The sequence below is a fragment of the Hymenobacter sp. HSC-4F20 genome, from assembly GCF_019599275.1.
GTDB lineage: Bacteria > Bacteroidota > Bacteroidia > Cytophagales > Hymenobacteraceae > Hymenobacter.
Map to the genome: position 1 here is coordinate 205,965 of NZ_JAHZTD010000001.1, position 16,803 is coordinate 222,767.

The 16,803-nt window shown below is 58.8% G+C and carries 14 protein-coding genes; 9 read left to right on the top strand and 5 right to left on the bottom strand.

Annotation, left to right across the window (positions count from 1 at the left end; genetic code table 11):
* Positions 1–126: 126 nt before the first annotated feature.
* From K3G63_RS00930 to K3G63_RS00940, 3 genes are all read left to right on the top strand, one after another.
* Positions 127–1,044, top strand: a complete 918-nt coding sequence (locus tag K3G63_RS00930; protein WP_220612225.1) for an alpha/beta hydrolase — start codon at positions 127–129, stop codon at positions 1,042–1,044.
* Between the two features lie 207 nt (positions 1,045–1,251).
* Positions 1,252–1,782, top strand: coding sequence for a phasin family protein (locus tag K3G63_RS00935; RefSeq protein WP_220612226.1), 531 nt, complete (start codon positions 1,252–1,254; stop codon positions 1,780–1,782).
* Positions 1,783–1,958: 176 nt separating this feature from the next.
* Complete coding sequence (locus tag K3G63_RS00940) at positions 1,959–3,647, top strand: AarF/ABC1/UbiB kinase family protein (RefSeq protein ID WP_220612227.1); 1,689 nt, start codon at positions 1,959–1,961, stop codon at positions 3,645–3,647.
* A 692-nt stretch (positions 3,648–4,339) separates the two neighbouring features.
* Here the strand turns inward: K3G63_RS00940 and K3G63_RS00945 are convergent.
* Positions 4,340–4,852 (bottom strand): hypothetical protein, encoded by a 513-nt coding sequence (locus K3G63_RS00945; RefSeq protein WP_220612228.1) that lies wholly within the window; start codon positions 4,850–4,852, stop codon positions 4,340–4,342.
* Positions 4,853–4,935: 83 nt separating this feature from the next.
* Positions 4,936–6,672 carry a phospho-sugar mutase gene (locus K3G63_RS00950; protein ID WP_220612229.1) on the bottom strand — a complete coding sequence of 579 codons (1,737 nt, stop codon included), beginning with the start codon at positions 6,670–6,672 and terminating at the stop codon, positions 4,936–4,938.
* 436 nt (positions 6,673–7,108) lie between these two features.
* On the opposite strand from K3G63_RS00950, the gene K3G63_RS00955 reads away from it, so the two are divergent.
* Entirely contained in the window at positions 7,109–8,416 is a 1,308-nt protein-coding gene (locus K3G63_RS00955; protein WP_220612230.1) for an APC family permease, read from the top strand.
* Between the two features lie 266 nt (positions 8,417–8,682).
* Entirely contained in the window at positions 8,683–9,852 is a 1,170-nt protein-coding gene (locus tag K3G63_RS00960; RefSeq protein ID WP_220612231.1) for an LLM class flavin-dependent oxidoreductase, read from the top strand.
* A 226-nt stretch (positions 9,853–10,078) separates the two neighbouring features.
* Here the strand turns inward: K3G63_RS00960 and hppD are convergent, their stop codons facing one another.
* A complete protein-coding gene (gene hppD, locus K3G63_RS00965) occupies positions 10,079–11,212 on the bottom strand; it encodes a 4-hydroxyphenylpyruvate dioxygenase (RefSeq protein WP_220612232.1) in 1,134 nt (377 codons plus the stop codon).
* A gap of 289 nt (positions 11,213–11,501) precedes the next feature.
* Here hppD and K3G63_RS00970 point away from each other — a divergent pair, with 289 nt between their 5' ends.
* The 4 genes from K3G63_RS00970 to K3G63_RS00985 all read left to right on the top strand — a co-directional run bounded on the left by K3G63_RS00970 (position 11,502) and on the right by K3G63_RS00985 (position 13,834).
* Positions 11,502–11,888 carry a hypothetical protein gene (locus tag K3G63_RS00970; RefSeq protein ID WP_220612233.1) on the top strand — a complete coding sequence of 129 codons (387 nt, stop codon included), beginning with the start codon at positions 11,502–11,504 and terminating at the stop codon, positions 11,886–11,888.
* 79 nt (positions 11,889–11,967) lie between these two features.
* Positions 11,968–12,327, top strand: a complete 360-nt coding sequence (locus K3G63_RS00975) for a DUF952 domain-containing protein (protein ID WP_220612234.1) — start codon at positions 11,968–11,970, stop codon at positions 12,325–12,327.
* A 112-nt stretch (positions 12,328–12,439) separates the two neighbouring features.
* Positions 12,440–13,204, top strand: a complete 765-nt coding sequence (locus K3G63_RS00980) for a hypothetical protein (RefSeq protein WP_220612235.1) — start codon at positions 12,440–12,442, stop codon at positions 13,202–13,204.
* Positions 13,205–13,477: 273 nt separating this feature from the next.
* The gene (locus tag K3G63_RS00985; protein WP_220612236.1) at positions 13,478–13,834 is read left to right on the top strand and encodes a DUF952 domain-containing protein; all 357 of its coding nucleotides are present in this window, start codon (positions 13,478–13,480) and stop codon (positions 13,832–13,834) included.
* A 213-nt stretch (positions 13,835–14,047) separates the two neighbouring features.
* Here K3G63_RS00985 and K3G63_RS00990 read toward each other — a convergent pair whose 3' ends face one another.
* Both K3G63_RS00990 and K3G63_RS00995 read right to left on the bottom strand, forming a co-directional pair.
* Positions 14,048–14,629, bottom strand: a complete 582-nt coding sequence (locus K3G63_RS00990; protein WP_220612237.1) for a DUF2911 domain-containing protein — start codon at positions 14,627–14,629, stop codon at positions 14,048–14,050.
* A 165-nt stretch (positions 14,630–14,794) separates the two neighbouring features.
* The gene (locus K3G63_RS00995; protein ID WP_110977989.1) at positions 14,795–16,693 is read right to left on the bottom strand and encodes an ABC-F family ATP-binding cassette domain-containing protein; all 1,899 of its coding nucleotides are present in this window, start codon (positions 16,691–16,693) and stop codon (positions 14,795–14,797) included.
* Positions 16,694–16,803 lie beyond the last annotated feature (110 nt).

The following is a 16,803-nucleotide window of genomic DNA, read 5'->3' on the forward strand; positions in this document are numbered from 1 at the left end:
GGAATCAAGCGAGGAGGAATGCGCTGCTGATACCGGCGCTTCCTGCTTGTAAATATCTGGCAGAAAGTAAATTGCTATGATGCAGTAATGCTCTTTTCCTGATTCTTACTTCCTACTTTACCTCAGATGCCGTCTACCCAGCACGTTCTGCTCAAGCAATTTCTAAGCGCCGCAACCGGCCCGCTGGCCCGGCACCGGCCCGGACTGGCGGCCATGCGGCTGGCCCTGGAAGTGGCTTCGGTGGGGCAGCTGATGCCCTGGAACGTGTTTCTGGAAGACGTTACGGTAGAAGGCATGGCCGCCGAATGGATTCGGCCCGCTGGCGCCACCCCCGGACGGGTGCTGCTTTACCTGCACGGCGGCGGCTACGTGCTGGGCTCCCTGAACACGCACCGGGCACTGGTAGGAGCCTTAGCTCAGCAATGCGGGGTAGCGGCCCTCACCATTGCCTACCGCAAAGCCCCCGAGTACCCGTTTCCCGCCGCCCTCGACGATGCTTTGCTGGCCTACCGCTGGCTACTACGCCAGGGCTACAGCGGCCCCGATATTGTGGTGGCCGGCGACTCGGCCGGCGGCGGCTTGGCGTTGGCCCTGCTGGTAGCCCTGCGCGACGCCGGCGAAGCACTGCCCGCGGCTGCCGTAGGCTTGTCGCCCTGGACCAACCTTGTGCTGCCTGCGGCCCAGCTACGGCGTGTATGCCAGGAGGAAAGCCGGGTGCTGGAGGCCCTGGAAATTCGTAACTGGGCTCCGCTTTACGCTGCCGAAACGCCGCTTTCCGCTCCGTTGGTGTCGCCGGTGTGGGCAGATCTGCAGGGCCTGCCCCCGTTGCTGATTCAGGTATCGGACGCGGAGGTGCTGGGCGATGATGTGGTAGAGTTTGTGCAGAAAGCGCGGCAGGCTGGTACGCCCGTAACGCTGCAGCTCTTTGAGGGGCTAGTGCATTGGTGGCATCTGTTCTGGCGCTTCCTGCCCGAAGCACGGGTAGCACTGCGCCGGGTAGCCGAGTTTACCACGCAGGTATGGGCTAAGCCAGCGCCTGCATAACGCGTACTTGCTCCCGGCAGCTTCCGGTGCGTGCCGGCACGGTTTCGGTATGGCAGGTGCCTGAAAAGCAGCTATATGCTTAGCTCTGCAGCTGCCTTTGCGTAGTGTAGAGGGGTAGTGCGCCGCGCCTTCATTCGGGCCGGAAGTACCTTCTCCGTGTGTCCATTCTTTCTTTCATTCTCACCCACTTTCTAACTACTCCGCCTCATGGAAGATCTGTTTAAGAAGTTCATCAACGCTGGCGTGGGCCTGGCCTCGCTCACCACCGAGCGGGTTCAGAGCACCATTGATAAACTGGTGCAGGAAAGCAAGCTCTCGGAGCAGGAGGGCGCCCGCATCATGGACGACCTCAAGAAAAACACGGATACCAAGCGCAAGGAGCTGGAAAAGCAGGTGCAGGGCCTGGCTTCCCGTCTGCTGAAAGGGGCCGGCCTGGCTACCAACGCCGAGGTAGAAGAGCTAAAGCGCACAGTAAGAGGCAACTCGACTGCTGAGGAAGAAAGCACTACCTCTCCGGCCGCAGCCAAGGTAAGTTCCACTTCGGTGAAAGGCACTTCCTCAGCAGCCAAAACCGCCGCTGCCGTAAAAGCCACGACCACCAAATCAGGCAACACTACCAGCAAATCCAAAAAAGCCAGCGCCCCGGAAAGCCCGGAAGAGAAAGCCAACAAAATAGCGGCTAAGAAGGCCATTTCGCCCAACGACAACACGTCCAGCACCGGCAGCCAGCTCTCGTAGAGGGCGCTTCGGTAAGTGCTACCCCCTCAGCTACCCCAAACCCCGGTTGCGTTAGTGCGCGGCCGGGGTTTTCGCTGCGGTGTGCGCTAAAAGTATGAACTTGGAAGCCTGCCTGCCTACCACACTAGCTGGGAAGCCGGCCCACCCTCCGTCCCAAGTAGCTTCGTTGCCTACCCATGTTTAAAAACACCATATCCAACCTTGCGCGCATTCGGCAGGTAGCCGAGGTCCTTATTCGCTATGGTTTCGAGGATGTGGTGACGAGCACTGCCCTGCGTCGGCTGGTGCCCCAGAGCCGGCGACGGGCGCGGGCCGATGGGGAGCCCGCCGTGTTCGAAACCACGCGCTGGCAGCGCATCCGGATGATTATTGAGGAGCTGGGGCCTACCTTCATCAAGCTGGCCCAGGCCCTGAGCAACCGCGCCGACTTACTGCCGCAGCCCCTGATTGACGAGTTTGAGAAGCTGCAGAGCAACGTGCCGCCGTTTCCGGTGGCGCAGGCCCGCCAGATTATTGAGCAGGAGCTGGGCTGCCCCCTGGAAGAGGTGTTTGCAGAGTTTGACGAAGTACCCCTCGGCTCGGCCAGCATTGGGCAGGTGCACGGCGCGCGGTTGCTCTCGGGTGAGAAGGTAGTGGTGAAAGTACAGCGGCCCGATGTGCAGGAGAAAGTGCGCACCGACCTGAGCCTGCTCCACGAGTTGGTACGCCTGACGGCACCCTTCCTGCGCCGGCAGGGCCTGAGCAACCCCCAGGATATTGTGGATGCCTTCGAGCGGAGCATGACCAAGGAGTTGGACTATACCTCGGAGGCCCGCAGCATGGAGCAGTTTCGTAAGCTCTACGAAAGCTACGAGACCTTCTATATCCCGCGGCCTTACCGGGAGCTGAGCACCAACCGGATTCTGGTGATTGAGTTTGTCAGCGGCTGCAAAATCACCGACAAGGTGCAGCTGCTGGAGTGGGGCCTGAGCCCCGAGCAGGTAGCGGAAACCGGCATGGACATCTACCTGACCCAGATTTTCGAGTTCGGGGCCTTCCACGCCGACCCGCACCCCGGCAACGTGCTGGTGCGCCCCGACGGCACGCTGGTGCTCATCGACTTCGGGATGGTAGGCCGGCTGACCAAGCAGCAGAAGTACGCCTTTGCCGGAGTGTTCATTGGCATGGCCCGGCAGGACGCGCGCGGCATGGCCCTGAACTTCCGCCGCCTGGCCCTGACCTCGGAAATACCGGACATGCGCGCCTTCGAGGCCGACCTGGCCCAGCTCATCGAGGATTTCGCTACCCTCGATGTCAAGGAAATGAGCATGTCGGATTTGGCTGATGCGCTGCAGGGCGTTATTTACCGCTATAAGCTGCAGGTGCCCGGTGCCGTATTCCTGATTCTGCGGGCCCTCGTGATTCTGGAAGGCATTGGCAAGGTGCTGCATCCGCGCTTCAATACCTTCGAGTTCGTACGGCCCTACGGGGCGCGCATCATTGCCGAGCAGTATTCGGCCGAGAACATCCAGAACGAAGCCCTTTACACTGGTACCCAGCTGCTGGCCCTGCTCCAGACCCTACCCACCGACGTGCGGCAGATCATGCGCAAAATCTCCCGCGGCGAGCTGCGGGTGCGCGTGGAGCTGAGCGGCTACCAGCTACTCCTGCGCAAGGCCGATCAGCTGGTCAGCCGGAGCATTCTGGCGGCCGTAGCCGTAGCCATGATTGTGTTTGCCGGGCTGAGTTTACTGGGCCATTATCCTGCCTCCATGCCCTACCACCGCGGCCTACCTATGGTAACCTGGTACAGCCTGGGGGTAGCGGCCTTCCTGCTCTTGATTCTGTTTATCCTCGGCACCAAGAACGAACGAGGCCGCGAGTAGGAAGGCCTATTTGCGAAACCAATCTAGGCCAGTTGCTCGTCCACTACATGCATACCCACGTACACAAGTGTTGGTAGGTTGGGCTGCCCCTGTGGGTTCATGCACTAATTATAATCCATTAGCCCTTGACGGACGTTGCGCTCCGTGAAGCTCAGCTGCAGTATGCGGTAACTAGTATGGCCTAGTGTAGCGCACCCACGGAGGTGGCGATTCAGCAGTACGTGCTGGTTATTGGCCGTGAGTTCGTACAGCGTATCGGCACCGGGAGGCAAAAGTAGTAAGCCTGTTTCCTTAGGAAAAGGAGTAGAGGCTGCCCCATCCTGGCGGCAGCTAAAGTGCGCTACGTTGGGGCCTGTTGCCAGTCGTGCTTTCCAGGTTAGCACCACCGTATGGCCTGGTAACCGCGCACCAGCCCGGCCCGGAGCAGCTGCCAAGCTTCGCTTCCGGAAGTGCACAAGGCAATTTGCTGCTCATTCTACTGCTTAATCACCGTGCCTTATAGCATATCGACGGCGAGGATGAGCACCTACCCAGGCAAGCCTTGGCCGCGAGTGGCGAGAAAAAGCCGAAAAAGAAGGTCAATAGAGTATAAAATCGGTTCGTTGGATGAGACTGAAGATAGCCGTGTAATTACACTTATTGAAGGAAAGAAAGGTACAAGGTACCTTCCGACGGAAGCTTACAGAAACAAGCTAGGCTGTTAGTTCCTGAGCTTGCCGCAACGTTTGTTTTTGCTTATAACGGTCAAACTCTATTACTTCTAGGTCCATGACATCACCTAGCTGCCACGCAATGTCCTGTGCGCGTGCGTAGTTAGAATCCCGATAAATAATAAAGCCAGCTGTAGTATTGGGTTGTGAAAGGAGCACAATGTACTCCGCATGAGGGTATGCTTCTTCACCACCATTATCAGTGCCGGATATATGATACTCAGAGTAATAGCGAATTACTACACGCTCCGCCTGTGGTGGAAGCTCTTGCCATTTACCCATCTGTATACCCAGTATATGCAGGCCTGAACGGTAGCGCCGCGTTGAAATACAGACTTCTAGCACGGTTTTGCTCATAGAGATTATCGTCCAACTGGTCAGCAGTAAAACCGCTATAACGTTCAGTTCCAACCAGACAAAGCCAGCTACCAATCCACATGTGTAAAGCCAATAGAACGGATTAGGCTTACTTATAACAGTAGAAAACGAATACACACCACGGTTAGCTAAAACCTAAAAAAATACCGCTCCACCTTGTTATTAGGTGAAGCGGTACAAAGTAACCAAAAGCAAGTGGCTTATTTCAGTTGCATATCATCAATGATGGCCTGGATTTTCTCGCCGGCGAGGCGGTTGGCCAGGTCAAAGTCAACAACGGAGGCCAGGGGCTGGCGGACGCTGAAGTAGAACTTGATTTTGGGCTCGGTGCCGCTGGGGCGGGCCGAGATTTTGCTGCCGTCTTCCAGGATGAACTGGAGCACGTTGGAGCTTTCCAGGCCGGTTTCCGATTCCAGGTTGGTGCGCAGGTCGCGGATGCGGCCGGTTTTGTAGTCACGCAGCTCCACTACGGGCTGGCCGGCAATGGTGCGGGGCGGGTTGGCGCGCAGCCCGGCCATCATTTCCTGAATTTCTTCGGCGCCGCGCTGGCCCTTCTTGGTCAGCGAAATCAGGTGCTCCTTGTAGAAGCCATAGGTGGCGTACATGTGCACCATTTCCTCATACAAGGTGTGGCCGTGGTCCTTGGCAACGGCGGCCATTTCGGCCAGCAGGGCGCAGGCCGAAATAGCGTCCTTGTCGCGCACGAAGGAGCCAATCATGTAGCCGTAGCTTTCCTCGCCGCCCCCGATGTAGTTCTGCTGGCCTTCCAGCTCCCGGATGATGCCGGCAATGTACTTGAAGCCCGTCAGCGTCTGGTAGGCCTTCACGTTGTTGGCGCGGGCAATGTCGCCCAGTACTTCGCTGGTCACGATGGTGTACACGATGAAGTCCTGCTCGGTCATCTTGCCGGCCTGTTTGCGGGCCGAGAGGAGGTAGTGCGTCAGCAGCGCGGCGGTTTGGTTGCCGTTTACCAGCACCCACTCGCCTTTGTTGTCTTTCACGGCAATACCCACGCGGTCCGAGTCGGGGTCGGTGGCCAGCACGAGGTCGGCGTCGAGGGCTTTGGCCTGGTCCAGGGCCATCTGCATGGCTACTTTCTCTTCGGGGTTCGGCGACTGTACCGTGGGGAAGTTACCATCGGGCGTGGCCTGGGCCTCCACTACGTGCACGTTGGTGAAGCCGAGTTGGGCCAGCGCCTTAGGCACCAGCGTAATACCCGTGCCATGCAGGGGCGTGTACACAATCTTCAGATCGTGCTGGCGCTGGATGGCGGCGGGGTTGATGCTCAGTTCCTTCACCTTGGCGAGGTAGGCGGCGTCTAGTTCGGCCCCAATCAGATGAATGCGCGAAGGCTCCGGCTGGAACTTCACCTCACTTACCGACTGGATGGCTTCCACCTCCCGGATGATGTTCTTATCGTGCGGGGCTACTACCTGGGCACCGTCGTTCCAGTACACCTTAAAGCCATTGTACTCCTTGGGGTTGTGCGAGGCCGTAACCACGCAGCCGCTCTGGCAGCCCAGCTGGCGAATGGCAAACGACAACTCAGGGGTAGGGCGCAGGGCTTCGAACAGGTACACCGTAATGCCGTTGGCCGAGAAGATGTCGGCGGCAATGCGGGCAAACTCGGGGCTGTTGTTGCGCGAGTCGTGGGCAACGGCCACCTTAATTTCCTGGCCGGGGAAGTTCTGGAGCAGGTAGTTGCTCAGGCCCTGGGTCGCCATGCCCAGGGTGTAGCGGTTCATGCGGTTGGAGCCGGGGCCCATAATGCCGCGCAGACCGCCGGTACCAAACTCCAGGTTGCGGTAGAAAGCGTCGGAAAGGAAATCCTCCTGATTTTCCGCCAGCATCTGGCGAATGGCCGACTGAGTTTCGGCGTCGTAGCTACCCGTAAGCCAGGTATTGATTTTCTCGTGAATGTCAGGCGTCAGGGCCATACGCGGGAAGGTTTGAACGGTAGGATTCGAATAACGGGAGTAAAGAAAACAGGTTTCCCGTGGTGTTTCACATAGAGGATTAAACTTCCCGCATAAAGCACGCAGGAGCTGCTAGTTGATTCCTGCCTAGAAATAGTTGAACCTGAGCAAGGTGAGACGCGGGTTTGTGGGCAAGCCAAGGGGTAGGGAAACTATCCGGCCACTGTCATAATCAAGCGGCGCCTACCCCTGCCTGAGGCGCCAAGGCCATGTCTTGCCCAGGAAAGCCGAAGGAGTATCTTTGCCGCCGCTGTTCCCGCCCGGGAGCTATTTGTATTGCATGATGCCAGCGAAGCTGATAGGAAACCGCCCGTGTTGTTGTCGCCCCACCGCGACCTGCTGACACCCTGTGCCCGCGGCTACCCGCCGCCCGTTTCCTTCCGCTTTTCTGCGCTGCATGACTTCTTCTACTCTGGCTACCTCGCCCGCGGGCCTGGTGCGCGGCATTCGCCGCTGGGATTTTGTCGCCCTCATCATCAACATCACCATTGGGGCCGGCATTCTGGGACTGCCTTCCAAGCTCTACGCCCTGGTAGGCGCTTATAGCTTGGTAGCTTACGGCGTGAGTGCGGCCATCGTCACGCTTATCATTCTGTGCTTCGCCGAGGTCAGCAGCCGGTTCAATGGCACCGGCGGGCCCTACCTGTATGCCCGCGAGGCCTTCGGGCCGCTGGTGGGGTTTGAAGTCGGGTGGCTGTTGTGGATTTCGCGGCTGGCCAGCTTTGCCTCCATCTGCAACTTGCTGGTGAGCTATGCCGCCTACTTTTGGCCGGCGGTAGGAGCAGGGCTGCCCCGATTTGCCTTGATGGCCGGGCTGATTGTAGGGCTTACCGCCATCAACTGGGTAGGCGTGCGCACGGCTTCGCTCGTGAACAACCTGTTTACCGTGAGCAAGCTGGTGGTGTTGGGTCTGTTTACGGGGGTAGGGCTGTTCTTCGTCGATTGGCAGGCGTTTTCATTTGTCGTGCCGCCTACTTACGTCAGCTTTTCCAGTGCCGCGCTGCTGCTCATCTTCACCTTTTCGGGCTTTGATGTAGCTGCCATTCCGGCCGGCGAGATTCAGCAGCCCCAACGCACGGTGCCGTTTGCCTTGTTTACGGCCATTGCCACGGTAGCGGGATTGTTCGTGCTGGTGCAGGTCGTGTGCATTGGCACGCTGCCAGGCTTAGCTTCTTCGGAGCGTCCTCTGGCCGATGCCAGCCAGCAGTTTCTGGGGCCGGCCGGCGGAGCCTTTATTGCGGTGGCGGCCCTGCTCACGGCCCTGGGCACCCTGAACGCCCTCATGCTGACCGGCCCACGCCTTTTGTTTGCCTTAGCCGAGCAGGGCCAGATTCCGGCCGTGTTTGGCCGCCTGCACCCGCGCTACCACACGCCCTACGTAGCCCTGCTGGTATCGGCGGCCCTGAAGCTGGTGCTGGCCGTGTCGGGCACGTTCATCTATGCCCTGACCCTGAGCACCATTATCCGCCTGGCCTACTTCGCCCTGACCTGCGCTGCCCTACCCGTGTTGCGCCGCCGGAACCCGGAGCAGCCCGCGCCCTTCCAGGTGTGGGGTGGGGTAGTGGTAGCCGTGCTCTGCGTGCTGCTCTGCCTCTGGCTACTCTCCAACAGCGCCGCCACCGAAGCCCGCGACGTAGGCATTGCCGCGGTAGTCGGGCTGGGGTTATACTTTCTGTCCCGGAAAAGCAAAGCGTCAATTGACTGATTGGATTGCTACCCATTGATTTCAACCAAACCCGTTGTTATGCTGAGCGAAGTCGAAGCATCTCTACCTCTGACTACTCAACCAGGGTAGCAACGATACCCGCTCCATCGCCCAGGGTTTAAACCCTGGGCTAGTGAATCACAACGAAGCGGTAGAGATGCTTCGGCTCCGCTCAGCATGACAACGATTTTTACGGTTACTAGCGGCACCGCTTAACGACGGTTTGTCGGTACTCTTCTTTAAAACATCAGCCCTACCTACACATAATGCCTCTTTCCCTACCCATCACCACGGTACCCATCCGGACCCCGGAGCGAGTGGCTGAAATATCTTGGTTTGATGACCTCTGCGGCGGCGACACCCAGTACCTGAGTGTACTCGATGGCGCGTACCGCAGCTCCTGGGCCCACTGCCGCGACATTGTGCTGAAATCGGAGCAGCTGGGCTACTCCAATATTCTGCTGCCTACCTCCTATACGGTGGGGCAGGATGTCATGACGTTTGCCGCGGGCATTGCCCCTCAAACTTCGCGCATTAACCTGCTTACGGCCATCCGGACCGGCGAAATTCACCCGCCCATGCTGGCCCGGGCCCTGGCTTCCCTCGACCACATGCTGGAGGGCCGTCTGACCATCAACATCATCAACTCCGACCTGCCCGGCCTGCGCGAGGACCCGGCCCTGCGCTACCAGCGCTGCGCCGAAACCATCGAAATTCTGCGCCAGGCCTGGACCCAGGAGCGCATTGTGCACAAGGGCGAGCTGTACCAGTTCGATATGCCCTCTGACCCGGCTAAGCCCTACCAGCAAAACGGCGGCCCGCTGCTCTACTTCGGCGGCACCTCAGAGGGAGCCCGGGAGGTATGTGCCCAGTACTGCGACATGTTCCTGATGTGGCCCGAAACCGAGGAAATGCTCTACGAAACCATGCAGGACCTAAGCGCCCGTGCCGCCCGCCACGGCCGCCAGATTGATTTTGGCCTGCGCATTCACGTCATCGTGCGCGAAACCGAGGATGAGGCCCGGGCCTACGCCAAAAAGCTCATGTCGAAGTTTGACCCAGTGAAGGGTGCTGAAATCAAGAGCCGCGCCCAGGACTCGTGGTCGTTGGGGGTGCACCGCCAGAACCAGCTGCGCGAGCACGCCGATATGGAAGGCTTCGTGGAGCCCCTGCTCTGGACCGATATCGGCAAGGCCCGCTCCGGGGCCGGCGGGGCCCTGGTCGGCAACCCCGACCAGATTGTAGAAAAGCTGCAGCGCTACATGGACATGGGCTTCCGGGCCTTCATCTTCTCCGGCTATCCTCTGCTGAATGAAGCCGACTACTTTGCCCGCTACGTGCTGCCGCGCCTGCCCAACGTTTCCATGCCCGATTACCAGGGCCGCCGCCCCGCCACTACCCCCGTCACGCCCCTAACCACCGCGCCGCTGAAGTAGGGGTAGGGCAGCGGGAACGTCATACAGAGGCGGGACAGAAGAATCCCGCGGGCTTTTCCTAGACCGTCATGTCGAGCTTGTCGAGACATCTCGCTCGAATCGTTGATAATCCAACATCAGCACGCGAGATGTCTCGACAAGCTCGACATGACGGTCTGGGTAGAAACAGAAAGCCCCGACGCTGGTAGCAGCGTCGGGGCTTTCTGTTTTTGGCTAAACCAGCGGTTTACAGGTTGCCGCGTAGGGCCTGCTCCCGCTCAATGGCTTCGAAGAGCGCCTTGAAGTTGCCTTTGCCGAAGCTCTTGGCGCCTTTGCGCTGAATGATTTCATAGAACACAGTGGGGCGGTCTTCTACGGGCTTGGTGAAGATCTGTAGCAGGTAGCCTTCCTCGTCGCGGTCCACGAGCAGGTTCAGCTCCTTGATGCTTTCCAGGTCCTCATCGATGTGGCCCACGCGGTCTAGAAGGTCCTCGTAGTAGGTGTTGGGTACGGTCAGGAACTCCACGCCGCGACGGCGTAGCTCGGTCACCGTCGTGCGGATGTCGTGGGTGATGAGGGCCATGTGCTGCACGCCGGGCGAGTGGTAGAAGTCGAGGTACTCCTCAATCTGCGACTTTTTCTTGCCCTCGGCTGGCTCGTTGATGGGGAACTTCACGAAGCCGTTGCCATTGGATACCACCTTGCTCATCAGGGCCGAATACTCCGTGCTGATGTCGTCGTCATCGAAGGTGATGAGCAGCTTAAAGCCCATCACGTCCTCGTAGAACTTTACCCACTGGTTCATTTCGCCCCAGCCCACGTTGCCCACGCAGTGGTCCACGTACTGTAGGCCCACGGGTGCGCCCTGCGGAATGTTGCTGGTTTTGGCCACGAAGCCGGGTAGGAAGGGGCCAGTGTACTGGCTGCGCTCCACGAAGGTGTGGATGGTTTCGCCGTAGGTGTAAATACCAGCCATGGTTACCGAGCCGTTTTCGTCCTCGATGGTATAGGGCTCGAAGGCGGGCTTGGCACCGCGCTTGGTGGTTTCCTCGAAGGACTTACGGGCGTCGTCTACCCACAGAGCCATTACCTTCACCCCGTCGCCGTGCTGGGCTACGTGGCGCGTGATGTCGGAGTCGGGCAGCAGGGAAGTGGTCAGCACGAAGCGGATTTTGTTTTGCTGCAGCACGTAGCTGGCCAGGTCGCGCACGCCGGTCTCGGGGCCGGCGTAGGCCACCAGCTCAAAGCCAAACGCGGCCTGGTAGTAGTAGGCCGACTGCTTGGCGTTGCCCACGTAAAATTCGATGTAGTCGGTGCCGTTGAGGGGCAGGAAGTCCTGGGCGGGTTGGGCCTGTACGGCCGGTGAGGTCATGGTTTCCATGGGCGGAGGGGGTAGGGTGGGGTAAGTGGATTGCCTGGGTAAAAATACAGGTTTAGGTTAAATCATTTCCTGCCTACTTAGCGCTACGCTCCGGGCCTGGCGCTACCCCGGTGCAGGACCGGAAGCCCGCATCCGAAAGTGCACGCCGCCTTTCCAAAACCGCAGCTGAACCAGGTGCCTTAGACACAGATGGACCATTCTTCGTAGAATTGGATGAAAAGGCGGGAAAGGCATACGAAACTGCTAAATCCTCTTCACCTTTGTAGCCATAACCCATTGCTTTACGCTTATGAATTCGGAAGAGCTAAACCGCGCCCTCGTGGCCCTCATCGAGAAGAAAGCCGAGTTGCAGACCCTCACCTATGATGATGCCCGCTACGATGACGTAGAGGAAGAGCTGCACGACCTGGAAGACGATTTCAACGAGGAATATGGCTCCTTCCTGGAGGCGGCCCTGGAGAAAGTGCACGATGAGCTAGGCTCCGACACCGACGTGCTCCTGCCTACCGCCTACCTCCCGCTCAACACCAGCGGCAAACCCTCGCCGAAAGAAGGCGTCTGGATTGACTCCGAGAAATACTCCGGCAAAGAAGCCCGCCTGACGCTGGTGCCCAACCCCACGCGCCTGGTGCTCACGGTGGGCAAAGCCGTGCAGCAGGAGGTTTGGAAAGCTTAACTGCCGACGTATCTCCCTATAAGCAGGCCGTTTGGTATCACCTGTGCGTGATGCCAAACGGCCTGCTTTTTTCTGGCCGATGACCACTATGCTCTACCGCATTGCCGAGCCTGCCGACTGGCAGCAAGCCCAACAAACCGGCGTTTTCGCCAGCCCCGACCTGGTAGTGGAGGGCTTCATCCATAGCTCAGAGCAACACCAACTGCTGGAAACGGCCCGGCGGTACTACCCTGGGCGGACGGGTTTGTGGCTGCTGGAGTGGGATGAAGAAGCCCTGACCACTGCCGGAGTGCGCGTGGAGCGGGCGTGGGTTCCGGGCCGGCAACAGCTTTTTGCCCACGTTTTTGGCCCGGTGCCACTGCGGGCTATTCGGCGGGTCTGGCCGTTTGGAGCCGACTCCGCGGGTGAGTTTCGCCTGCCGCCGGACTTGCTGGGGTAAGAATTGGAATTATTGTTGCTTGCTAAAATTACTATATAGTTTCAGTCTAATCATTGGCAGGTTAGCTGGCTTACTGGTGTCTTGGCCCTTGCTCTTATCTACTTGAATAGCTATGCTATCTACCCTTACCCGCCTTGTGCTACCTGCCTTGCTGGGCGCTAGCCTGACTGCCTGCACGGCCAGTTCCTTTCTGAGTCTGACCCCCGCCCGGCCCGATGGCCCGTGGGTAAACGGCCACCCTACCAGCCTGACTCATCACCCCGACAGTGTGCAGGTACGCGTGGGCTTTATTCGGTATGAACCAGCGGAGCTGGTGTTCGAGACGGAAATCAGCAACTACTCCGACCGGCCGATACAGGTAGCCCCCGAAACATTTTACTACCTGCTGCTGCCCACTGATACGGTGGCCGAGAAGCAACTAGCAAAAGGCATCTTCGAGAGTCGTGTGCCCTCCCTCGACCCGGAAGTGCAGCTGCGGCAGCTGGCTGCCAAGCTCGACAAGCAGGCCGCCAAAGCTACCAACGTGAGCTGGTTTGAAATCCTGACCAGTGCCTCGCACATAGCCGAAGACGTAGCCAGCATCAAAAAGAAGGAAACCGCCGAGCAAATTGCTGAGCGCGACTACCGCCACCAGAGCGACAATGCGTACTTCGAGGAGCAGCGCGAGCAACACGCCCAGCAAGCCGATCATCTCTACAGTCAGCAGGTGAATATGGAAGCCGTGGTATTGCGCAAAACCACCCTGGAGCCCGGTCAGCGGGTAGTAGGGCAGGTATATTTCCCGCGTAAAGACTATGCCCAGCGGCTGCGGATGGTCGTGTTTTTCGATGAGCGCCCGGTGCAGTTTGATTTCACCCAGGCTACTGTCAAGCGCTAGTTACCTGGGTCGTGCCCAAGCCTTTCTCGTAGCCGGCAAGCACTAATCCCAAGCCAGGCGGTGGAAAGCAGCTTCTTCAAGCTGAAGCGCAATTTAGGCCCGACAACGTAGTTTCCCGCTGCCAGGGCAAGGTAGGCCAGAAACAAGGCACCGCGGGATAGTACGCAGGAAAAAGCAATCACCTAGCTGATGAGCTTATAATAACAGGATAGTAGTGGTTTGCGTACTAGCGATGAGCAGTACTACTGCTAGTCCTATTGCTGTTTTATCAACGTGCAATTTCATTACCGCCTTACTGAAGCCAAAACTTGGCTGACTGCACAGCACGCCGGATTCTTCGCCAGTCCTGACTTGTTAGTAACCGGGTTTATCCATGCGTCGCCCTGGCGCCAAGTACTGACGACAGCTAACCTGTATTTTCCCGACGAGCCTGAGCTACTGGCACTGGAAATTGACCCGGCGCTCCTCCGTGAGGCCGGAGTAGAGATGGCGCTGGTTTGGCGAGAGGAGCGGCAGGAAACCTTTGCGCACATCTTCGGGGCTATTCCGATAAGCGCTATAAGGCGGGTGCTGGAGCTGCGTCGTGATGCTATCGGGGAGTTTTATCTTCAGACGGAGCCTTCCGGGTAGCCAGCAGCAGTATGGCTTCTAGATAAACACGAAACTGCTCCGGGAGCCGGCTAACAGACCTCTTTTGCCGAGAGTTACACTTGCTTTAACGGCTCCTTAGCGTGAATTAACCGCTGGTGTAGCAAAGTCGTCAGTGCCGGGCATCAGGCTATATATCACGAAACAGCCCCTTTCGGCTGGAGCAAAAAGGGGCTGTTTTCTGTATACAAGCGCTTATTTCATAGCCACGGGTAGCTCCAAGTTTTCCCAGCGCAGCACCAGGCCCTGAGGCGTTACGTCGTACACCAGCTTTTCCTGCAGGTTGGCGGCTTTGCGGGGGGTAGCGGTTACGCGCAGGGCATCCTGCTGCTGGTCGTACTTATAGGCGCCCCACTGCTGGGCGGTTTTGTTGAAGATGACCGTCCACTGCTTTTCCGTCGGGATGGTGAACAGGCTGTAGGTGCCAGCGGGTAGGGTCTTGCCTTCCACGGTTAGAGGCTGGTCGGTGGTAAAGGTAGTGGCCTCGTTGGCTCCTGCGCGCCACACTTGCCCGTAGGGTACCAGCGGCGAGCCCCAAATGGTGCGGCCCTTCACGGAGGGGCTGCTGTAGGCTACGGTTACGGTGGCCTTGCCAATTTTGCCGGTAGCCGTAGCGGGCGGGCTGGGGCGCTTGGATGGGTCGTCTTGGGTCAGTAAGCTCTTTTGGGCCGGGCTCTGGGGTTTCGGAGGGGTAGCCGGGTTGCCCTGGGTAAAGCCGGCGTGCGCCCCTAGCAAACTCACGAAAGCCAGCAAAGAGAACGTGCGAATTGATTTCATGGGTAGGAAATAGTAGAGGTGGAAGAAACAGACAGCCGCTAAACCTGCTCGGCTGCATTAAGTTAGAGGACAAGCAGGATACTACCCGGCCGTAACGCCCGAATGCCCGACAAAAGCATAGCTTCTGCCGGGCATTCGGTATGGAGTAATCAGGTTTACGTGGCGCTACACAAACTCAGCCAGTTCCAGCCACCGTTCCCCTTTGGTATCCAGGTCCTGGTCGGTGCGCTTGAGCTGGGCGGCCCAGTCGGCTAGCTCCTGGTGGGAGCCGGTGCCGGAGTTGAGCTTCTCGATAAGCTGCTGCTTGAGGGTTTCCAGCTGCTCTAGCTCCTTTTCCAGGGTTTCGTATTCTTTCTTTTCCGCGAAGGTAGCCTTGCGCTTGGCCGGGTTGGGCGCCGCTGCGGGGGTAGGCGGTGCGGCCACCGGCGCCGCCGATACCGTGCCTTTGGGCGGACGGGCAGCTGTTTCGGCGTCCTGCTCCTTCTGCCACTCGCGGTAGTCGGTGTAGTTGCCGGGGAACTGCCGGATTTTACCACCCGGTTCCAGCGCAAACACCTGCTCCACCAGCGCATCCATAAAGTACCGGTCGTGCGACACGATAATCAGGCAGCCCTGGAAATTGAGCAGGAAGTCTTCCAGAATGTTGAGCGTGATGATGTCGAGGTCGTTGGTCGGTTCGTCAAGAATCAGGAAGTTCGGATTCTTGATAAGCACGCGCAGCAGCTGCAGGCGGCGCTTCTCGCCCCCGCTGAGCTTGCTGACCAGCGTGTACTGCTGAGCCGGCGGAAACTGGAAGTGCTGCAGAAACTGCGAGGCCGTCACTTGGCTGCCATCGGCCATTTCTACTACCTCCGCTACCTCCTTCACAATGTCAATCACGCGCTGCGAAGGATCGAAGTCCAGCTCCGTTTGGGTGTAGTAACCGAACACGGTGGTCTGGCCGGCATCTACTACCCCCGAGTCGGGCGCGAGCTTACCCGTGAGCATGTTCAGCAGCGTGGATTTGCCGGCACCGTTGGGGCCTACCAGCCCGATGCGGTCCTTTTTCTTGAACACGTAGCTGAAATCATCCAGCACCACCTTGCCGCCAAACTGCTTGTGCAGGTGCTCTACCTCGATGATTTTGCCACCCTGGCGCGTGGTTTTCACCGACAGCTCCATTTCCGGGCCTTTTACGCGGCCCTTGGCTTTCTCCTGGGTTTCGTAGAAAGCGTCGATGCGGGCTTTTTGCTTGGTGCCGCGGGCCTGGGGCTGACGGCGCATCCACTCCAGCTCTTTGCGCAGCAGGTTGCGGGCCTTTTCCACCTCGGCGGTTTCCATTTGCTCCCGCTCCGATTTCTTTTCCACGAAGTAGGAGTAGTTGCCCTGGTAGCGGTGCACGCGGCCCTGGTCCAGCTCCACAATTTCGTTGGCTACCTTGTCCAGGAAATACCGGTCGTGGGTTACCATCAGCAGGGTGAGGGTAGGGGAGGCCAGCCGGTTTTCCAGCCACTCAATGGTAGCCAGGTCCAGGTGGTTGGTAGGCTCGTCGAGGATGAGCACATCAGGCTCCTCAATGAGCACGCGGGCCAGAGCCACGCGCTTGCGCTGCCCGCCCGAAAGCTTGCTTACGGGCCGCTCCAGTAAGTCGCCCAGAATGCCCAGGCGCCCCAGAATTTGTTTTACCTGTGCGTCGTAGTCCCAGGCATTATACGTGTCCATCAGCTCCATTACCCGCTGCAAGTCGGCGGGGGAGTGGTTGGGGTCATTGACGACGTGCTCGTAGTCGCGGATGGCGGCCAGGGTATCGTTTTGGCTGGCGAAGATGGTTTGCTCCACGTTCAGCGACTCATCGAACACCGGCTGCTGCCCCAGGAAGGACACCCGGATGTCTTTGCGCACGCTCACCTCGCCCGTGTCCGGCGGTTCCAACCCGGCCAGAATGCGCAGCAAGGTGGTTTTGCCCGAGCCGTTGATGCCCACCAGCGCTACGCGCTGCCCCTGTTGCAGCCCGAAGTTTAACTCCCGGAACAGCCACCGGTCGGCGTAATTTTTCGAAAGATTCTCAGCAGAAAGCAGATTCATACCACAAAGGTACGAGTTGGTGGTTCAGTGATTTGGTGAAATACTTGGTTTGACGTTCAGGTTGCGCCGTGGGTGGCAACCGAAGGAGCGTGTCTGTAGTAGTAACGCGA